The 15715-nt window shown below is 46.4% G+C and carries 11 protein-coding genes; 6 read left to right on the top strand and 5 right to left on the bottom strand.

Annotated features, from left to right (window positions below; all coding sequences use genetic code 11):
* Position 1: 1 nt before the first annotated feature.
* Positions 2-2176 (bottom strand): YccS family putative transporter, encoded by a 2175-nt coding sequence (gene yccS, locus L4D06_RS18015; protein ID WP_429740614.1) that lies wholly within the window; start codon positions 2174-2176, stop codon positions 2-4.
* A 199-nt stretch (positions 2177-2375) separates the two neighbouring features.
* Here yccS and helD point away from each other — a divergent pair, with 199 nt between their 5' ends.
* Positions 2376-4463 (top strand): DNA helicase IV, encoded by a 2088-nt coding sequence (gene helD, locus L4D06_RS18020; RefSeq protein WP_429740615.1) that lies wholly within the window; start codon positions 2376-2378, stop codon positions 4461-4463.
* Positions 4464-4534: 71 nt separating this feature from the next.
* Here helD and L4D06_RS18025 read toward each other — a convergent pair whose 3' ends face one another.
* Both L4D06_RS18025 and L4D06_RS18030 read right to left on the bottom strand, forming a co-directional pair.
* Positions 4535-5986, bottom strand: coding sequence for an HD-GYP domain-containing protein (locus tag L4D06_RS18025; RefSeq protein ID WP_429740616.1), 1452 nt, complete (start codon positions 5984-5986; stop codon positions 4535-4537).
* Between the two features lie 28 nt (positions 5987-6014).
* Positions 6015-6452, bottom strand: a complete 438-nt coding sequence (locus tag L4D06_RS18030; RefSeq protein ID WP_274165442.1) for a hypothetical protein — start codon at positions 6450-6452, stop codon at positions 6015-6017.
* 463 nt (positions 6453-6915) lie between these two features.
* Between L4D06_RS18030 and L4D06_RS18035 the strand changes: the two genes are divergently transcribed.
* From L4D06_RS18035 to L4D06_RS18045, 3 genes are all read left to right on the top strand, one after another.
* Positions 6916-7665, top strand: a complete 750-nt coding sequence (locus tag L4D06_RS18035; RefSeq protein ID WP_274165441.1) for a flagellar brake protein — start codon at positions 6916-6918, stop codon at positions 7663-7665.
* 204 nt (positions 7666-7869) lie between these two features.
* Entirely contained in the window at positions 7870-8490 is a 621-nt protein-coding gene (locus L4D06_RS18040) for a chemotaxis protein (protein WP_429740617.1), read from the top strand.
* A gap of 51 nt (positions 8491-8541) precedes the next feature.
* Complete coding sequence (locus tag L4D06_RS18045; protein ID WP_274165439.1) at positions 8542-9276, top strand: oxygen-binding di-iron domain-containing protein; 735 nt, start codon at positions 8542-8544, stop codon at positions 9274-9276.
* A gap of 98 nt (positions 9277-9374) precedes the next feature.
* On the opposite strand, the gene L4D06_RS18050 is transcribed toward L4D06_RS18045, so the two are convergent.
* Positions 9375-9785 (bottom strand): BLUF domain-containing protein, encoded by a 411-nt coding sequence (locus L4D06_RS18050; RefSeq protein WP_274165438.1) that lies wholly within the window; start codon positions 9783-9785, stop codon positions 9375-9377.
* A 46-nt stretch (positions 9786-9831) separates the two neighbouring features.
* The gene (locus L4D06_RS18055; protein WP_429740618.1) at positions 9832-11559 is read right to left on the bottom strand and encodes a VRR-NUC domain-containing protein; all 1728 of its coding nucleotides are present in this window, start codon (positions 11557-11559) and stop codon (positions 9832-9834) included.
* 72 nt (positions 11560-11631) lie between these two features.
* Between L4D06_RS18055 and L4D06_RS18060 the strand changes: the two genes are divergently transcribed.
* Both L4D06_RS18060 and ydiJ read left to right on the top strand, forming a co-directional pair.
* Complete coding sequence (locus L4D06_RS18060; protein WP_429740619.1) at positions 11632-13089, top strand: phosphatase PAP2 family protein; 1458 nt, start codon at positions 11632-11634, stop codon at positions 13087-13089.
* Between the two features lie 238 nt (positions 13090-13327).
* Positions 13328-15715: D-2-hydroxyglutarate dehydrogenase YdiJ (ydiJ, locus tag L4D06_RS18065; RefSeq protein ID WP_429740622.1), on the top strand; the 2388-nt coding region annotated here is incomplete at its 3' end.

Here is a 15715-nt window from a genome sequence, read left to right on the forward strand (position 1 = left end):
TCTATGCCTTTGAGCTCTTGAGTGCTTTTTGTGCCAACACATCCGTTAGTTGGTGCATTTCAGGCATGATTCGGTGAATCAAATGAAGTTGCTGCAATACCATTCGGGCAGAACTGCTTTCTTCTTCACGCCATCTTTCTAAATGCTTGCCCAATGCATCATCTAAGCAAGGCGTTTGAGTCTCTGAATTGCCAGAAAGGGTGGTGATCAAGCAATCCAATTCTGCGTGAATGCCCCGGTGCGCTTTGGATACTAGTTCATGAATGCTGTCATCATCCATTTGCATACGGTGGGCGCCAAGCGTTGATATATAACTCAACATGGCATGATTCAAACAAAGAAAGCGAAAACTCTCATCAATCGCAGTGCGGTATCGCCCTGGTTCGGCGAGCATGTTACTGATAGCAGTGGTCAGTTGCGCGTCTTGGTTGTGCGCTTCTCGACGTGCAACGCGATAAGCCATTGTGTCTCGTTTACCGATGCGATATTGACCGATGATTTGCGCAAGATAGTCGCGGTTTGCTGCTACGGAATCTTTCATGATCCCCCGCAAGCGGTGAGCCTGCCAATCTGGCAACACAAAACGTACCGCGGCGACGGCGAGTAAGCAGCCGATCAAGGTATCTCCTAATCGCGGCAACATCACGGCATAGCCTTCACCAAGTTGGTTGAAACACATCAACACCAATAAGGTAATAAAGGCTGTCGCGGCGGCGTAGTGCGTGGTTCTAAAGGCGAAAAACAACACGCCAAATAGCACCATTAAGACGAGTTGCCCGGTTAAATCAGGGAAGAGGGTGAGCAATGGCAGGCCAACAAGCAAACCAATCAGTGTGCCTGATATCCTTTCAGTCAGTTTGCTTCGGGTGGCGGAATAGTTGACTTGGCAAACGAACAATGTGGTGAGCAATATCCAATAACCACGTGTGAGATCAAACGCTTGAATGATGCCGTAGCCAGCGCCTAGCGCTAAACTCAAACGCACCGCGTGACGGAACAGCAAGGATTTTGGCGTCATCTGTGCCCATACGCGAACACACTTTTCCTTGAAGCCGTGGGCATTTGAATCGGGGATTTCTTTGTCTTCATCGTTGATCGTGGCATCAGGGTTGCTGATGTTTGATAACTGGCGTTCGACCGTGGCGAGGTTATTGAAGAGGAAATCGAGTTGCCCCAGCAGTAAATTCCATTCAGGGTTGTTTTCCGCTTTGATGTACATCAGCGACTCATGCAATTCATCCAGTGCTTTAACGCTCTCTTCACCATGACGGTAGGGGCGAGATAGGGTTAAGCAATGAGATACCTCCAAGCACGCCTTGGACTGCAAGTGCAGTAAACGTTGAAGGCGGAACATGACATCACTATGGAAAAACACTTCTGCTAAATCTTGGTAGCGAGAGTGGGACGAATTTGCGCGTTCATGGATATCTTGAGCGAGAAAGTAAATCTTGAGCAGTTGGCGTGTGTTGCTGTTGACGCGACCACGACGCATTCGATTCATGAGCGCGGTTTTTGCCCCGTTCAACGCATTAACGACTTTGATGTTTTCATTCGCATCTCTCAGGCGTAAAGGCTGAGGGTTGATGTTTCGGCTGGGGTGGAACATCTCAGATTTTTGGTCGAGGTACTGGGACAAAGTGTTAAACACCAAGGCGATGCTTTGTTGTACCGGCTGTAACGGCCAAAGAAGCAGCCATACTAATGAAATACATCCATACCAAGCCGCACCCGCGATAAGCAGAGAAGGCTGATACCACAAAGATACAGAATCTTGCGCCCCGAGCATGGTGTAGATGGCGGTTAAAACGGATGCAAACGCAATGCTGGTATACCGCGGGCCAATAGCCCCTAGCATGATGAAGCTGAAGGTGGAAACAACCATTCCAGAGACGAATAAAAGGGGATACTCAAACAGTATTTCGACAGAAAAGGTGGTGATGGCGAAACAGAACAACGTGGTAAGCAGTGCAGAGAATCGACCGGAGAAATTATCATCTGTTTCCGCCAGTGCCGAAGCAATAATGCCTAGAACAAGCGGTGTGATTGCCTCTGATGCGCCGTACCACCAACAAGGGATCGCAACACCGACCAGAGCAATAAATACTCTCACGCTATAATTGATGCGACTGTTGGCCCAGTATTCACGGAATGTTAGCGAAGTGCGTTTTGAAATCATGAGAACGAAACTGGAGGAAGAATGGGAGTAAGATAGCAGATTGGCGTCTTCATCCAAGGGATGAGATCAAAATCAATGTATTTTTCCCTTTCATAAGATCATTTTTGTTGTATTTCATTTACCTAGTCCCAGCTATACAGTGAGAAGGGAGCGATAAATTGTTATTATCGTCTTGTTATTCCTATGATAGAAACCGTTCATGAAATTGTCTGCCAGTAAGCTTGCTCAATGGTGTGTACAGGGCGATCACTACAGCATCGCATTGTGTGATAACCACCTTATCTTTGAGTCAAAACAGCTCACAGAAACCGTTCCTTTTGCAATTTGGGATGGTCAATGCAGGCTTTCCCGTGGCTTGCTCTGGGGCAAAGTCACCTTCATTGTTTCCCCTTCGGATCAACCGGCGCGTTCCATCTCAGTGTATGGTCTTCCTTGGCAAGATTTAACGGCGTTTGTGAGTAGAATCACTGACGCTTACCAGTTGTGGCTGGGTAAACAGCAAAATCGTTTCATGTTGGTGGAGCATGAGTTGATCGCACTACGCGATGAGATTGGTGCCCATAAAGGCTATCTACGTGATGCCGACCTGCGACAGTGGATGAACAAGGCAAATAAGCAGATTGAGGAGTTGGGCGTTCACCCTCAGGTGGCGGCGTTAGCAAACCCTGAGCTTTATCAGTCGCTTTTTGTCTGGCTGCAAAACGGAAGCGCGATGCGGGACGCGCGTAATGTCCGATGGAAGAAAAACGAACTTACGCGATGGTCTCAGTGGTTCGATGGCATCGAGTCTTCACCACTGAATCTTTCGCAGCGTCAGGCTGTTCTGATGGATGACAACCATAATTTGCTGCTTGCAGGCGCAGGGTCGGGTAAAACCAGTGTGTTGATGGCGCGTACTCAATATCTTGTCGCCAGTGAACAGGCAACGGCAGATCGCATTGTGATGTTGGCGTTTGGCAAAAAAGCCAGTGAAGAGATGTCCCAGCGACTGAACGCTGCGGGTTTGAAAGATGTACATGTAGCAACGTTCCACAGTTTTGCGACCCGAGTGATCAAAGAGATCACGGGAAGCGCACCTGTATTGTCACCGCTAGCGACCGATGAAGAAGCGAAACTGACGTGGATGACGTTGTGGTTAGCAGAAAATCTGTCACAACCCGCTGTTGAAAAACGTTGGTTGAAGCATCTCACTCAGTGGCAAATTTCAGGTTTGAGCAGTGAAAGAGCGCTGGCAGAGCAAGCGCACGAGCCTCGTCTTCATAAATGGTTATGGCGACAAGTTGATTTGCTGATCCAGCAAGACAAGTCACAATCGGCGTTTCGTGGCTTGGTGAAAGGGGATGCCCGTGCGGAAAGTGAATTCGCAATGGTGTGGCCGCTGATGCGAAGCTATCAACAACATCTGTCCCAAGCCAACGAGCATGATTTTAACAGCCTGATTAAGACAGCAACCAAACTGCTATCGAAAAAATCCAGTACCTTTGCGGCGCAATATGACCACATTATGGTGGATGAATACCAAGATATTTCGCCATCAAGGATGGCAATGCTAGAAGCATTGTGTGGTGGTAAGCGAGAGCGTTCGCCTTCGTTATTTGCAGTAGGGGATGACTGGCAGGCCATTTATCGTTTTGCGGGGTCGGATGTGAGCTTAACGACTGACTTCTTAACGCGATTCTCTGCCGGTGTGATTGGATATTTGGATGTGACCTATCGTTTTCACTCTCAGATAGGGGCTGTTGCTAACCCGTTTATTCAAGTGAACCCCAAGCAAATCACCAAACCGCTCAATAGCCAAAAAGAACAGAAGAAAAAAGGCGTCCACCTTTTAGTGTCAGAATCGATTGAAGAGACATTAGCTAAGTTGGCGAATACCGTGGGTGATCGCGACGTGTCACTTATGATGATTGGACGTCAACATTCCTGTAAACCTGCCGATCTATCGTCGTGGCAAGCCCGTTGGCCTGCAATAAACATGACGTTTGTGACGGCTCACGCCAGTAAAGGCCTAGAGGCGGATTTCACGTTTATTCTTGATATGAATGAGGGTGTATTTCCCGCTAACAGCCAAGGTGAGGGGTTAGAGTTCGCACTATTGAGTGTTGATGGAGAGATGGTTCACGCAGAAGAACGGCGCTTGTTTTATGTGGCTCTCACGCGTGCCAAACAAGAGTGCTGGATTTTCTGCCAACCAGAAAAAGCCTCTGAGTTTGTAAAGGAGCTTTGGCAAGGCGACTATCCAGTAACGGTAAAACTGCCCAAAAAAGCACTTCATTCGTCGTTGTGATGGCGGGATGCTTCCTATCGCGATCAGACAATAATCAGAGAATAGTTGGTCGCGTGGCTGGAACTGTCAGATTAGGCTGCATGCGTGTCTTTATCGCTGTATTGCGCCGCAATATCAATAAACTGGTGTTCACACATAAGAAACGCGTCAACGATGGCGGGATCAAAGTGGGTGCCATTGCCCTGCAAAATGATGGCTTTTGCTTTTTCGTGACTAAATGCGGGTTTGTAAACTCGTTTTGAAATCAACGCATCGTAGACGTCTGCAAGGGCCATTAAGCGCCCTGACAGCGGGATTTTTTCGCCTGATAACCCTAACGGATAGCCCGATCCATCCCACTTTTCATGGTGCGTTGCCGCGATTTCTTTGGCGAAGCGTAAGAAAGCGATGCCATCAACGCTTTGTTCTGTCATGGACAAGGCATCAGCCCCTAACTGGGCGTGGGTTTTCATGATCATAAACTCTTCATCCGTCAGTTTGCCCGGCTTGAGTAGAATTGCGTCAGGGATACCTACTTTGCCAACATCATGAAGTGGGGCGGATTTGTAGAGTAGATCAATCGTTTCGTTGCTGAGGTAAGCCGCATATTTGCTTTGTCTACGCAGCGTGTAGGCGAGTGCTCGCACATAGTTCTGTGTGCGAAGAATATGCGCCCCTGTTTCGTTATCCCTCACTTCCGCTAGCGTTGAAAGCCCGATGATTGTCGCATCCCGTGTTCTATTAATTTCGTCATAACTGGCATGAAGGTCGCCCAACATCTTGTTGGTGTAGTAAGCAATAATACCCAATTCACCAACATGATTTGACGGAAGCGTTTGATCTAATTGACCGTGAGAGGCGAGCACCATTGCATGGGTTTGACGTTCCAATTGCTGGTGGATTAAATCCGCCCCATTTTTTGAAATGATCGCGATATAACCAACGACGACCAATGCGACGAAGAAGAACTCCTTAAGAATGCTATCAATATCGGCAATCGCTGGCTTGTGTTCAGTATGCTCGACTAACCAAAGCAAATCTTTGGTGACGACTAAGCCCAAAAGTACCGTTACCATAACAACCAGAAACATCGCCCCCAAGCCAATCTGTCCTGCCAGTGGTGTGCATTTTTCGGGAGCATCTGGAGATAGATTTGGTGACTCAAAAAGGTGGCGAGCGTTATCTATAGCCAAATCAAGACTGATGACAATGCCCAGCAATGTCACGCCAAACATCACCTTCAGATTACTGTCTAGCGGAAAGTCATAAAGGACTCCGTACCACGTGGCAAAGCCTATTCCTGTGACAGCAAAAACGGTGACATTAGCCGATAGGCTGGCTTCTCCATGATAAATAGTGCGTAAAATCAATCGTACAAAGAAGAGTGCAATAAACACTGTCGCAGTTTGGATAAGTAAGACCGCGGTGGGAAGAGAGTCAATGAAGGGGCAAACTTTTGAGCCATATAGGGTGAAAATAATAACCGCGACGACATAGTGAATGATGGCTCGTTTTGGAGATTGTACCCGTGCTCTTTCTGTCATGTTGTCTTTCTCTATTGGGTCAAAGTGTTTAGTTTGTTTGGCCAGCGCTTACGCCACATTGCATTAGTGTTTTGTTGGCGATGAGTTCGGTCACCAACACATGAAAATAGAAAGGAGCATCGCCAGAACGTATTTTTTGCTCGGGTTCGGTCAGTGCGTTTTTCGTTAGCGAACCAAATTTTTTGAAGACGATGGAGGACGACTCTCCCGTTATCGCCATGCCGAGTTTCGCGCAAGTAGTGAGGTTGTTCATTAAGGACATGTGCATGCCATTTTCATCAGTGTCACTGACTCCCAATACGGCAAAATAGTCATTGTTACGCAGCCAGATTTCCCCATTTTCAATGATCTGCTTTTCCCCTGTACCTATGCTCGCCCACGGTCTTTCGAAACCCAGCGCTTTGAGTGCTTTCTTGATGTTCTCTGTCGGTGGATAGCTTTTTCCCTCCGAGGAATGTGCTGACACGGAGTAAACCGCGAAAGTGATCATTGACCCGAAGAGGAGAAGAGCGGGCGAAAAACGCCACAAGCCGCGTTTAACCACAGGCACCACGTTTATCTAAGAATGTTCTCTAAGTGTAGACGGATGAATGTATTTATCGATAAATCCCGAGTTTGAAATTTCCGTTCATCTAATGACTCACATCACAGAATCCATGTTTCTTGATGGCTGGATTTATGCTGAACAAGAGAGCGAAGGATATAACTCAATAAAATACAAGGTAGTAGAGCGTGATTTTCGAATAGGAGCAGTTAACTAGTTTGTTGAATTTACGTGATCTTTTGCCTATATATTAATGATAGGAAAAAGAAATGTTAGTCATGGGATATGCGAGGGACTTGTCAATATTTCTTACATTGACCGATTAAGCATGTAAATAAAACTGAAATTACGCATTAGAAATATGTATTTCCGGCGAGGGATAGCAATGAATACAAACTCGGCACCAGCGAAAAGTCCGCCGGCAAAACCAAAAGAACGTGTGATTATGGGCCTTCAGGCCATGGATTTTATCCAGCACGGCACTGAAGCGTCATTGGAAATAGTAACGCCCCTAGGACAAAAACTTGATTTCAAATCCAATTTTATTGGGTTTGATGATCAACAACATATTTTCTTTACGATGCCAAAGCTGAGTAAACGACAGTATGAAGAGTTTTTTATGGAAGGCTTTAACGTTGATATTGAAGGCATTTCTGAGCAAGGAGAGGGGGCTTTAATACGCTTTCGAACGCGGATCGCGCATGTGGTTTTACGTCCTATTCAAGTGTTGGTTTTCCCCGTTCCTCAGCAAGCTAAGCTTGTTTTGCTACGAAACGAAGTGAGATATGACTTGCGTCTACCTGGCGATATTCAACTGTCGAACAGAAAGCTGGGTGTGATTTTGACTGATGTGTCTTCAGGTGGGTGTGGCTATAGCTACGAGGCTATTTCGCCAGAATTTGATGTCGACCAAAAGATTGTGCTGGAAGTGGTTAACAAAGCCAATGGAGATACTTACGCACTGAGTGGCTCTGTGAAAAATGGTCGTAAAAAGCGAGGGAAGCAAACCTATGGGATGGTATTTGATGAACCCGGAAAGGCTAACTGCCGTCGCTTACTCTCAACCTTGATTTATGATGGGACAAAATATGTATTTAGAAATCCCAAAAAAGAAGCTGGGCCCGGTGGAGGCTAAGTTCTAGCGACACGACGTTTCGCAAAAGATATAAAAGAAAAAAGCACCGATGAAAATCGGTGCTTTTTTCTTTTGTTAAGTTTCTTAGTCATCGGTTGTGAATAGTTGCGTTAAATCAAATAATTAACAAAAAATGTCTTATTTCTGATTATATGAGAAATCTTGTCTAAACTTAGCGGATAGCGTTATAAATCAGAGTTTTTCATGAATGACCTGAATGTTGATAATCACTTTGTAACGGCTGCCGTAGTTGCCGCAGAATTGTACAAGGCGAGAGAGATAGCCAATGACATTTCATTGACGGCGAGCAATGCCCGTGCGTTGGCGTTACGAGCAGGTCAAGGCGCGGCTGGCTTTCGCGCCATAACAGATTTCATTGATCAGCTAGCCGATACCACAGTTAAAACGTCAGACATCATCAATTTTAGGGCAGTGACAATCAGCCGCTTAGCGACCAATATCGTTCGAAGTGAACGAACGATAGCGCGTTTTAAACAAGCAGCGAAAGCCAGTCACGATGCTCGGTTTGTGCAAAGTATTATTGATCCCATCGTGCACATGAAAAATGAACACGCCATAGTGGTTCGACAATTTCACCGCGAAGTCGCGCAACTCAGTGAGCTTCTGGAAAACCTCGCGAGAGAAATAAAAACGGCATCCGTTTTGTCTGCGATGTCTCGCGTGGAAGCGTCACAGTCAGGGAAAAAGTTTGAAGAAGGACTAAATGTGGTGGCAGATAATGTATCGACCGCTGCTGAGCGTATTCAAGTGCACATTTCGCTCTCTCAGTCACTGTGTCGTGAATTGTCGGACGACTATTACTGAGATTAATTGCATTTATTAGGAACGGCTCTACTGCCTCGGAGATAGGCTTTAATGATTACAAAAGAAATCTATTCTGGTGAAACGCATCAATGGTTTATGTTTGGTCGAGATCCCTCTAAACCTGAAAAAATCATTGATACAAACCAGTACATGATTCGTACCCCTAAAAGTGCTTTGTTGATGGACCCCGGCGGGATTGAAATATTCTCAGCGATGTTGGCATCAGTGGTTAAGCAAGTACCTATCACGCAAATTACTCATTTATTTGCTTCTCACCAAGACCCTGACATTATTTCGTCGTTGGGGCTTTGGGACACGGCATTGCAAGACGCAAAGCTTCATGCTCCTTGGTTGTGGGAAGGCTTTATACGTCACTTCGGGATGGAAAATATCGAATATGCACCGATTGCAGATGAAGGGGGAAGCCTGGTCTTAAATGGGGTGGAAGTGCGTTTTATTCCAGCTCATTACCTTCATGCATCTGGTAATTATCATGTTTATGATCCCGTGGCTAAGATCCTTATGAGTGGGGATGTTGGGGCGGCGTTGGAAGCCGACGACTCACCGTTAGAGGTGGAAGATTTCGAAGAACATATCCCGAAAATGCAGGGTTTTCATCAGCGTTGGATGCCGTCGAACGAAGCAAAGAATGACTGGGTGAAGCGTGTAAGAATGCTAGATATAGAGATGATGTGCCCGCAGCATGGGCGAGTCTTTACCGGGGATAACGTGGGCAAATTTTTGGATTGGTTTGAAAAGCTTGACGTAGGTGTGGCTATCAAATAGGTCAATCCTTTAGGTTTAGGTTTAGGCTTAGGCTTAGGCTTAGGCTTCTGCATTCATTAAGTTTGCTGACAAAAAAAGAGCGCCATTGGCGCTCTTTTCTATTCTCTGAAGACTAGCAATAGATTGAGTGCTTCACCGGGGTCAATTTGGTGATTGATGTCATCGGAAAAAAACTGATTAAAACCAGCGAGTCTTGGGTCATTATTATTTATATGATGAAACCCCATACTCCAGTTCTTGAATTGTCGCTCTGTGATGCTTTTTCGCATGAGTTCTACGATGGAATAGTGCCGATGGTCTTTACATATCACCTCAAAAAGTGGGTAAATCACGTCTTCTTCACCTTCCATGACTTGTATAAAGTCGCCGTCTTTGTAAAGAAGCATACCAGTAATACCGCGTTTTTCGTTGTTCTTGCGTATTGAAGCGAGCATGTTCGCGAGTTCTAGTTCGCTAAAAGGGTGCTCAGCGCTACTGATATAGACAAGTTGCCTTAATGTGTCACTCATTATTTACCCTGTTACCGTGTTCGACTTTTCTTACTATAAGTATGTATTAAGTCGCAGTATTTGCACGATAACTTGATGAATTTACGTAGAGAACTGAACTTTCTATTTGTTGTTGGTTCAAGAAGTTAAGCCAGCGGACTTGGTGGTGCTGTAGCTTGTCACCAGGGCCTTTGATTTCAACGAACTGGCACTGTTTCTCCTTAACCATAAATAAATCGGGATGTCCTGCTCGGTTGGATTTGGGGTCAAAGAGAATGCGTTCTACACAGCGGATGATCTGTGTCGTGGTGAATGTGGAGCATATTGCTTCTACCAATGATCTATCGACGAGATGCCATTGTACCCAATCGTTGGTGATACCTATTTTTTCGTCGTATACCTTGAGCAACGAATAGTGGCCTTGTTGTAGCTCAAGGAAGCGGCTCTCTATCAGCGAATGTCTATTTAAGCCAAATTCTGGGGAATACATGTCTCTCGGTGAGCGCTGAAAAGGGTGCATAAATGCCCCTTTAACGGGGGCAAATATTATGTCCCAGAGTAGAAGTCCAAATACTGCGTTCAGTACGGCATTTTCACAAAACCAGACATTCCATCCTTGTGCTTCAAAGGCCAATGCGGCAACCCGTTCGACTCGCTGATCGATATCCATTGAGGCCATATTCGTAGCAAATTCTTGAGGCGGAACGGCGGTATTCTCCGAAAGAAGAGGGGGCAATAACACGCTGGTCTTCGAGGCTTTCTTGACAATTTGCCGAGCGAGTCGTTGAGCCACCTCCTTTTCATCTTCAGTGATGGGTGAGCGCAGCATCGCTTCTATCCAATTACATGCACCGTTAAGGTCACTTTGCTTGAGCGCGATGCGTGCAAGTCGCTCACGAGCGGGGGGCAAGTTGGATTGTGCAAACAGGGTTGCTGCAGTTTTTAGATCGTCCACACGTTCAGCATCTCTTGCCAGTTGGTTCGCTAAACGATCCCATTTTCTGCTCAAAGGAGACCATGAAGGTTTGGGCGGCAGCGCATTGAGCATGGAAAGTGAAGACTTAACCTCTTTATTTTCAGCGAGTTTGAATAAATCATCGCTTAGTGTTGAAAAAATTAACCAATCTTGCACTTGGTCTCTGGAGTTAAACAGTCTGTCTCGATAAAGAAGTGATACCCTTTCGAACCGATAAATACCTAAGTCGCTTAAAACAAACTGGCTAAGGTCTTGTCGTGAGTTACCAAAATATAACAAGAGAAACACAGGCAGTACGTCATGCGATATGCATAGGCAGTCTGATGTCATTGGCGGGATCTCTTTCCCTTCTAGTAACACCACAATTTCATCTATGAGGTCAGTTTTCTTGGCCGAGGGTTTGAGTGCGTTTGATGCGTGCTCTGCAATGGATGAAAAGTGCTTGATGAGTTCAGGTTTTGTCATGAGGTCAACAGCCACGAGCACTGGCGGTGTTCGTGTTACCGATATCATGTTCTGCTCGACAAGCTCTTGAATGGCTTCGTCAATATCGGAGATTTCATCGTAATGAAGCTTGTCACGACGAAACCAGTTTCCTTTGCGTGAAAGCAGTCGCACCGTCAGCAACTTTGCGTTTGTCGCGAGGGCAGAAAAAGAAGCTAGCCATTCTTTTTCTGTGTTAGTCAGCAGGTCTTCATAGCGATGCGCGACGATATCTACGATGGATAAAAAGTTGTCGAGATAGTACCGCTCAGGCAAAACCTCAGTAGGGCGTTTTTCCGAATTGTCCTGATGTATAACGAGGTTTTCACGTTTCATAATTTGTATTTTTTGATTTTGCTTGGCTCAGTATGGCAGGCGTCATTTTGTTTTGATAGAGGTTCTCGGCTCGTGAATATTGTTCGCTTAATAGTAGTGTCAGTTTTCTTTTTGGCATTTAACGTGTTTGCTCAGGCGTCAGGGAATGCAATCAATAGCACCTTGCCTATCAAAGCGGCGGACTGTTTGATCGTTGATGAGGCGGGCAATATCTTGATGGTTCAAGAAGTCATCAGCGGTAAGTTCTCCATTCCGGGCGGCGCCATCATTGATGATGAATCGCCGGCAATGGCCGCCATCAGAGAAGTCTATGAAGAAACAGGATTTCATATCTCGGTCGGAGATATGATTGCTCGAACGTATAATTCAGCGATTTTTTCGTGTCAGATAAAAACGCCAACGCCCTATTTCGTCGATGAAACAGGCAAACGCGTTGTCATGGGGTGGTCGGCACCGCATTTTGGCAAAGAAGTGAAGCGAGTTCTCCTGTTGCCTAATACGGCGCGTATGCGAAATAACTACCGATTCCCAGAACACAAATGGATGTTCCCTAAGTGGGTGCCAGAGGTGCCAGCGAGTGATTTCGTATTATCCCCCGGCGAAGAGAAAGGATTAACGCCTTTTTACCGGAGCCAGTTAAATGCGCTTCAAGCATTGCACAGTGCGAGCGTTTCAAGCCGAGGCTTCATATACACCAGTAACACAGTGATTGCTTTTGGGAGTCTATTTACGCCACTTTTCTTCGTGTTGTCTTTGGCTTTTATTCGTGCTTTTCACGGGCACCGTGCGTTGCTAATTTATGGCGCAGGTTTGCTTGGGGTGTCGTTTTTCTCATTGTTACTGAGTACGGTTATTGAGTTGCCTAGACCGTATTTCATTGACCCTGTATTTGGGGAGCAAGATACCATTGGGTACACACTACCGAGTATGACCTTAGCGCTGACAGTGTTTATGTTTTGTTGGTTTGTACTAAGTTGGGATAAAGAAAAACAACCGAAAGGCAGAAAGCGATTGGCACTGCTGGGCATTGTTGTCGTTATGCTAGTTAGTGGGAAATCGCTTCTTCAAGGCGAACATTTTCCTTCCGATCTTTTTGTCGGTGTGTTGATCGGTGTGGCGGCAAGCTTTGCACTGCGGCGTGCGAAAGATTTACGCTTTTCCAATCGAAACCGCGTGCTGATATCGGCGAGATTTTGGCTGCTGGCATTTGTGTTTAACGCAGTGATTGGCCTTTGGATTCATAAGCCACAAATCATCTATCTCTCAGCGATCTGCTTGGGGACGTATTGCTCCTTATTGTGCTTAAAGATATACCCGATCTATGTGTCTGCTGTTCGGCGTCCGGCGAAAGTGACATTTTTCGCTTTGGCGACGGTGGGTATTTTGTTATTGGTAACAAGTAATCTGTACGTGACTGGCAAGTATGCGATTAATCAAATTGTTGTCGCTATGAATTGTGGAACAGCTTGGGCAATTGCCGTGTTGTTGCTGGTTGTCACACCGAGAGTGTTTCTTCGGTTGATGCGCTAATCAAATTGTTTATACATTGCTTTATACATTGTTTTATACGTTGTGAATAAGATGAACGAAAAAGCGGTTGGGTATGCACGGGTAACTTGTGTGTTTTCAGCCGCTTTTCGCTATTGATGAGCATCATTTCCACTTTGATGCACCTCACACCTGAGGTAAAGTGTGTGGCATTGAATTCAACGTAATTTGCCAGAAGCCGTATGGAATAACGGTGAGTATACTGGCCTCAGGGAGCATGATGTTACCAGCACTTACCCATCAGCACACACTTGAACCTGTTGTTGGACGCTATCTGGATGCGCTCAAAAGCAATGGTTTTCAAGGTGATGTAGAAACATTCTACGCAAGCCGACTTGCCGTCGCGACGGATAACTCTGTCTATCAGCTCTTGCCACAAGCCGTGGTTTTCCCAACATCAATCCAAGATCTGTCGATGATTGGCTCGTTATGCCAACAATCAGAATTCAGTGATATTCGTTTTTCAGCGCGAGGGGGCGGTACAGGCACTAATGGGCAATCGTTGACCCAGCACATCGTTGTTGATATGTCTCGTCACATGCGCAATATCCTTGAAGTGAACGCGGAGGAAGGCTGGGTTCGTGTTCAAGCCGGTGTGGTGAAAGATGCGCTGAATGACGCACTGAGACCTCACGGTTTTTTCTTCTCGCCTGATCTCTCAACCAGTAACCGCGCGACGATCGGCGGTATGGTTAATACCGATGCGTCAGGTCAAGGGTCGTTACGTTATGGCAAAACCTCGGATCATGTTCTTGGTCTTACTGCGGTCATGGCAGATGGCTCTTTGCTGGATACTGACACGCTATCAATGGATGAAATTGCAGCCAATCCACGCCAAGATTTTGCGGGACATGCACTGCGAACCGCTGCGGATATTTGCCGTTCAAAACGCGCAGAAATAGACGCTAAGTTCCCACCATTGAACCGCTTTTTGACAGGCTATGATCTCAAAAATGCCTATCAACCAGAGTCGGACACCTTCAACATGGCTCGTTTGCTGTGTGGCGCCGAAGGTTCGCTGGCATTTATTGCTGAAGCTAAACTCAACATTACCCCAATCCCGAAAGCGCGTACTTTAGTCAATGTAAAGTACGACAGCTTTGATTCGGCACTGCGCAGTGCGCCAGTGATGGTCGAAGCGAAAGCCCTGTCTGTTGAAACTGTTGACTCACGGGTATTGAACCTTGCTCGGGAAGATATTGTTTGGAATACGGTCAAGGACCTTCTGACCGATGTACCAGGCAAAGTGATGCAAGGCATCAATGTGGTGGAGTTTGCGGGTAACGACATTGACGAAGTGAACGGGCAGGTCTTGGCATTGATTGCGCGTTTGGACGTGTTAGTTGAAGCTGGCGATCAGGGTGTGATTGGGTATCAAGTCTGTGATGATCTCCCGTCAATTAATCGAATTTATAACATGCGTAAAAAAGCGGTGGGTTTACTAGGTGCGACCAAAGGCGCAGCCAAACCTATCGCATTTGCTGAAGACACCTGTGTGCCGCCTGAAAACTTGGCTGACTACATTGTGGAGTTTCGCGCCTTGCTCGATAGCCACAAGCTAGATTATGGCATGTTTGGTCACGTTGATGCGGGCGTGCTTCATGTCCGTCCCGCCCTTGATATGTGTGACCCTGAACAAGAACGTTTAATGAAAACAATCTCCGATCAGGTAGTCGCACTGGTGGCGAAATATGGCGGCTTGATGTGGGGCGAACACGGTAAGGGCTTCCGCTCAGAATATGGTCCTGAGTTCTTTGGCGATGAATTGTTTAACGAACTGCGTAAGGTCAAAGCTGCGTTTGATCCTGATAACCGGATGAACCCAGGCAAAATCTGTACGCCGTTTGATAGTGAAGAAACGCTGGTAAAAGTGGACGGAGCGAAACGCGGTACATTGGATCGCCAAATTCCGGTTGTAACACGTGACAGTTTCCGTCAGGCGATGGAATGTAATGGTAACGGGCTTTGCTTCAACTACGACACCAGTTCTCCGATGTGTCCGTCGATGAAAATCACTTATGACCGCCGCCACTCTCCAAAAGGTCGTGCCGGTATTGTGCGCGAATGGTTGCGTTTACTTGCCGAACAGGGCGTTGATCCACTGGTACTTGAAAAAGACCTCAATGAAAAAACGCCGTCAGTACGTCAGATTGTTGCGCGCTTTAAAAACACATGGCTTGCAAAGAAAGATGACTATGATTTCTCACATGAAGTGATGGAAGCCATGAATGGATGTTTGGCATGTAAAGCATGTGCCACTCAGTGTCCTATCAAAGTCGATGTCCCTAGCTTCCGTTCTCGCTTTATCAACCTGTACTACAGCCGCTATCAGCGACCAGCTAAAGATTACTTAGTTGCGAACATTGAATCTATGCTGCCGTGGATGGCGAAAGCGCCTGTTATCGTTAACACCTTTACCCAACCAAAGTGGGCACAGGCTGCGACCAAGAAAGCGATAGGGTATGTTGATGCGCCTGCGTTGTCGGTTCCGACTCTGATGGAGTCTCTTGATGGTCATCATGCTGTTAACTTCGATTTGCAATGGCTCAAGGCGCTGAGTGTTGAAGAACGCTCGCGTTATGTATTGATTGTTCAAGATCCCTTCACC

Source organism: Enterovibrio makurazakiensis, assembly GCF_050336585.1.
In the GTDB taxonomy this organism is placed as follows: Bacteria; Pseudomonadota; Gammaproteobacteria; order Enterobacterales; family Vibrionaceae; genus Enterovibrio; species Enterovibrio gelatinilyticus.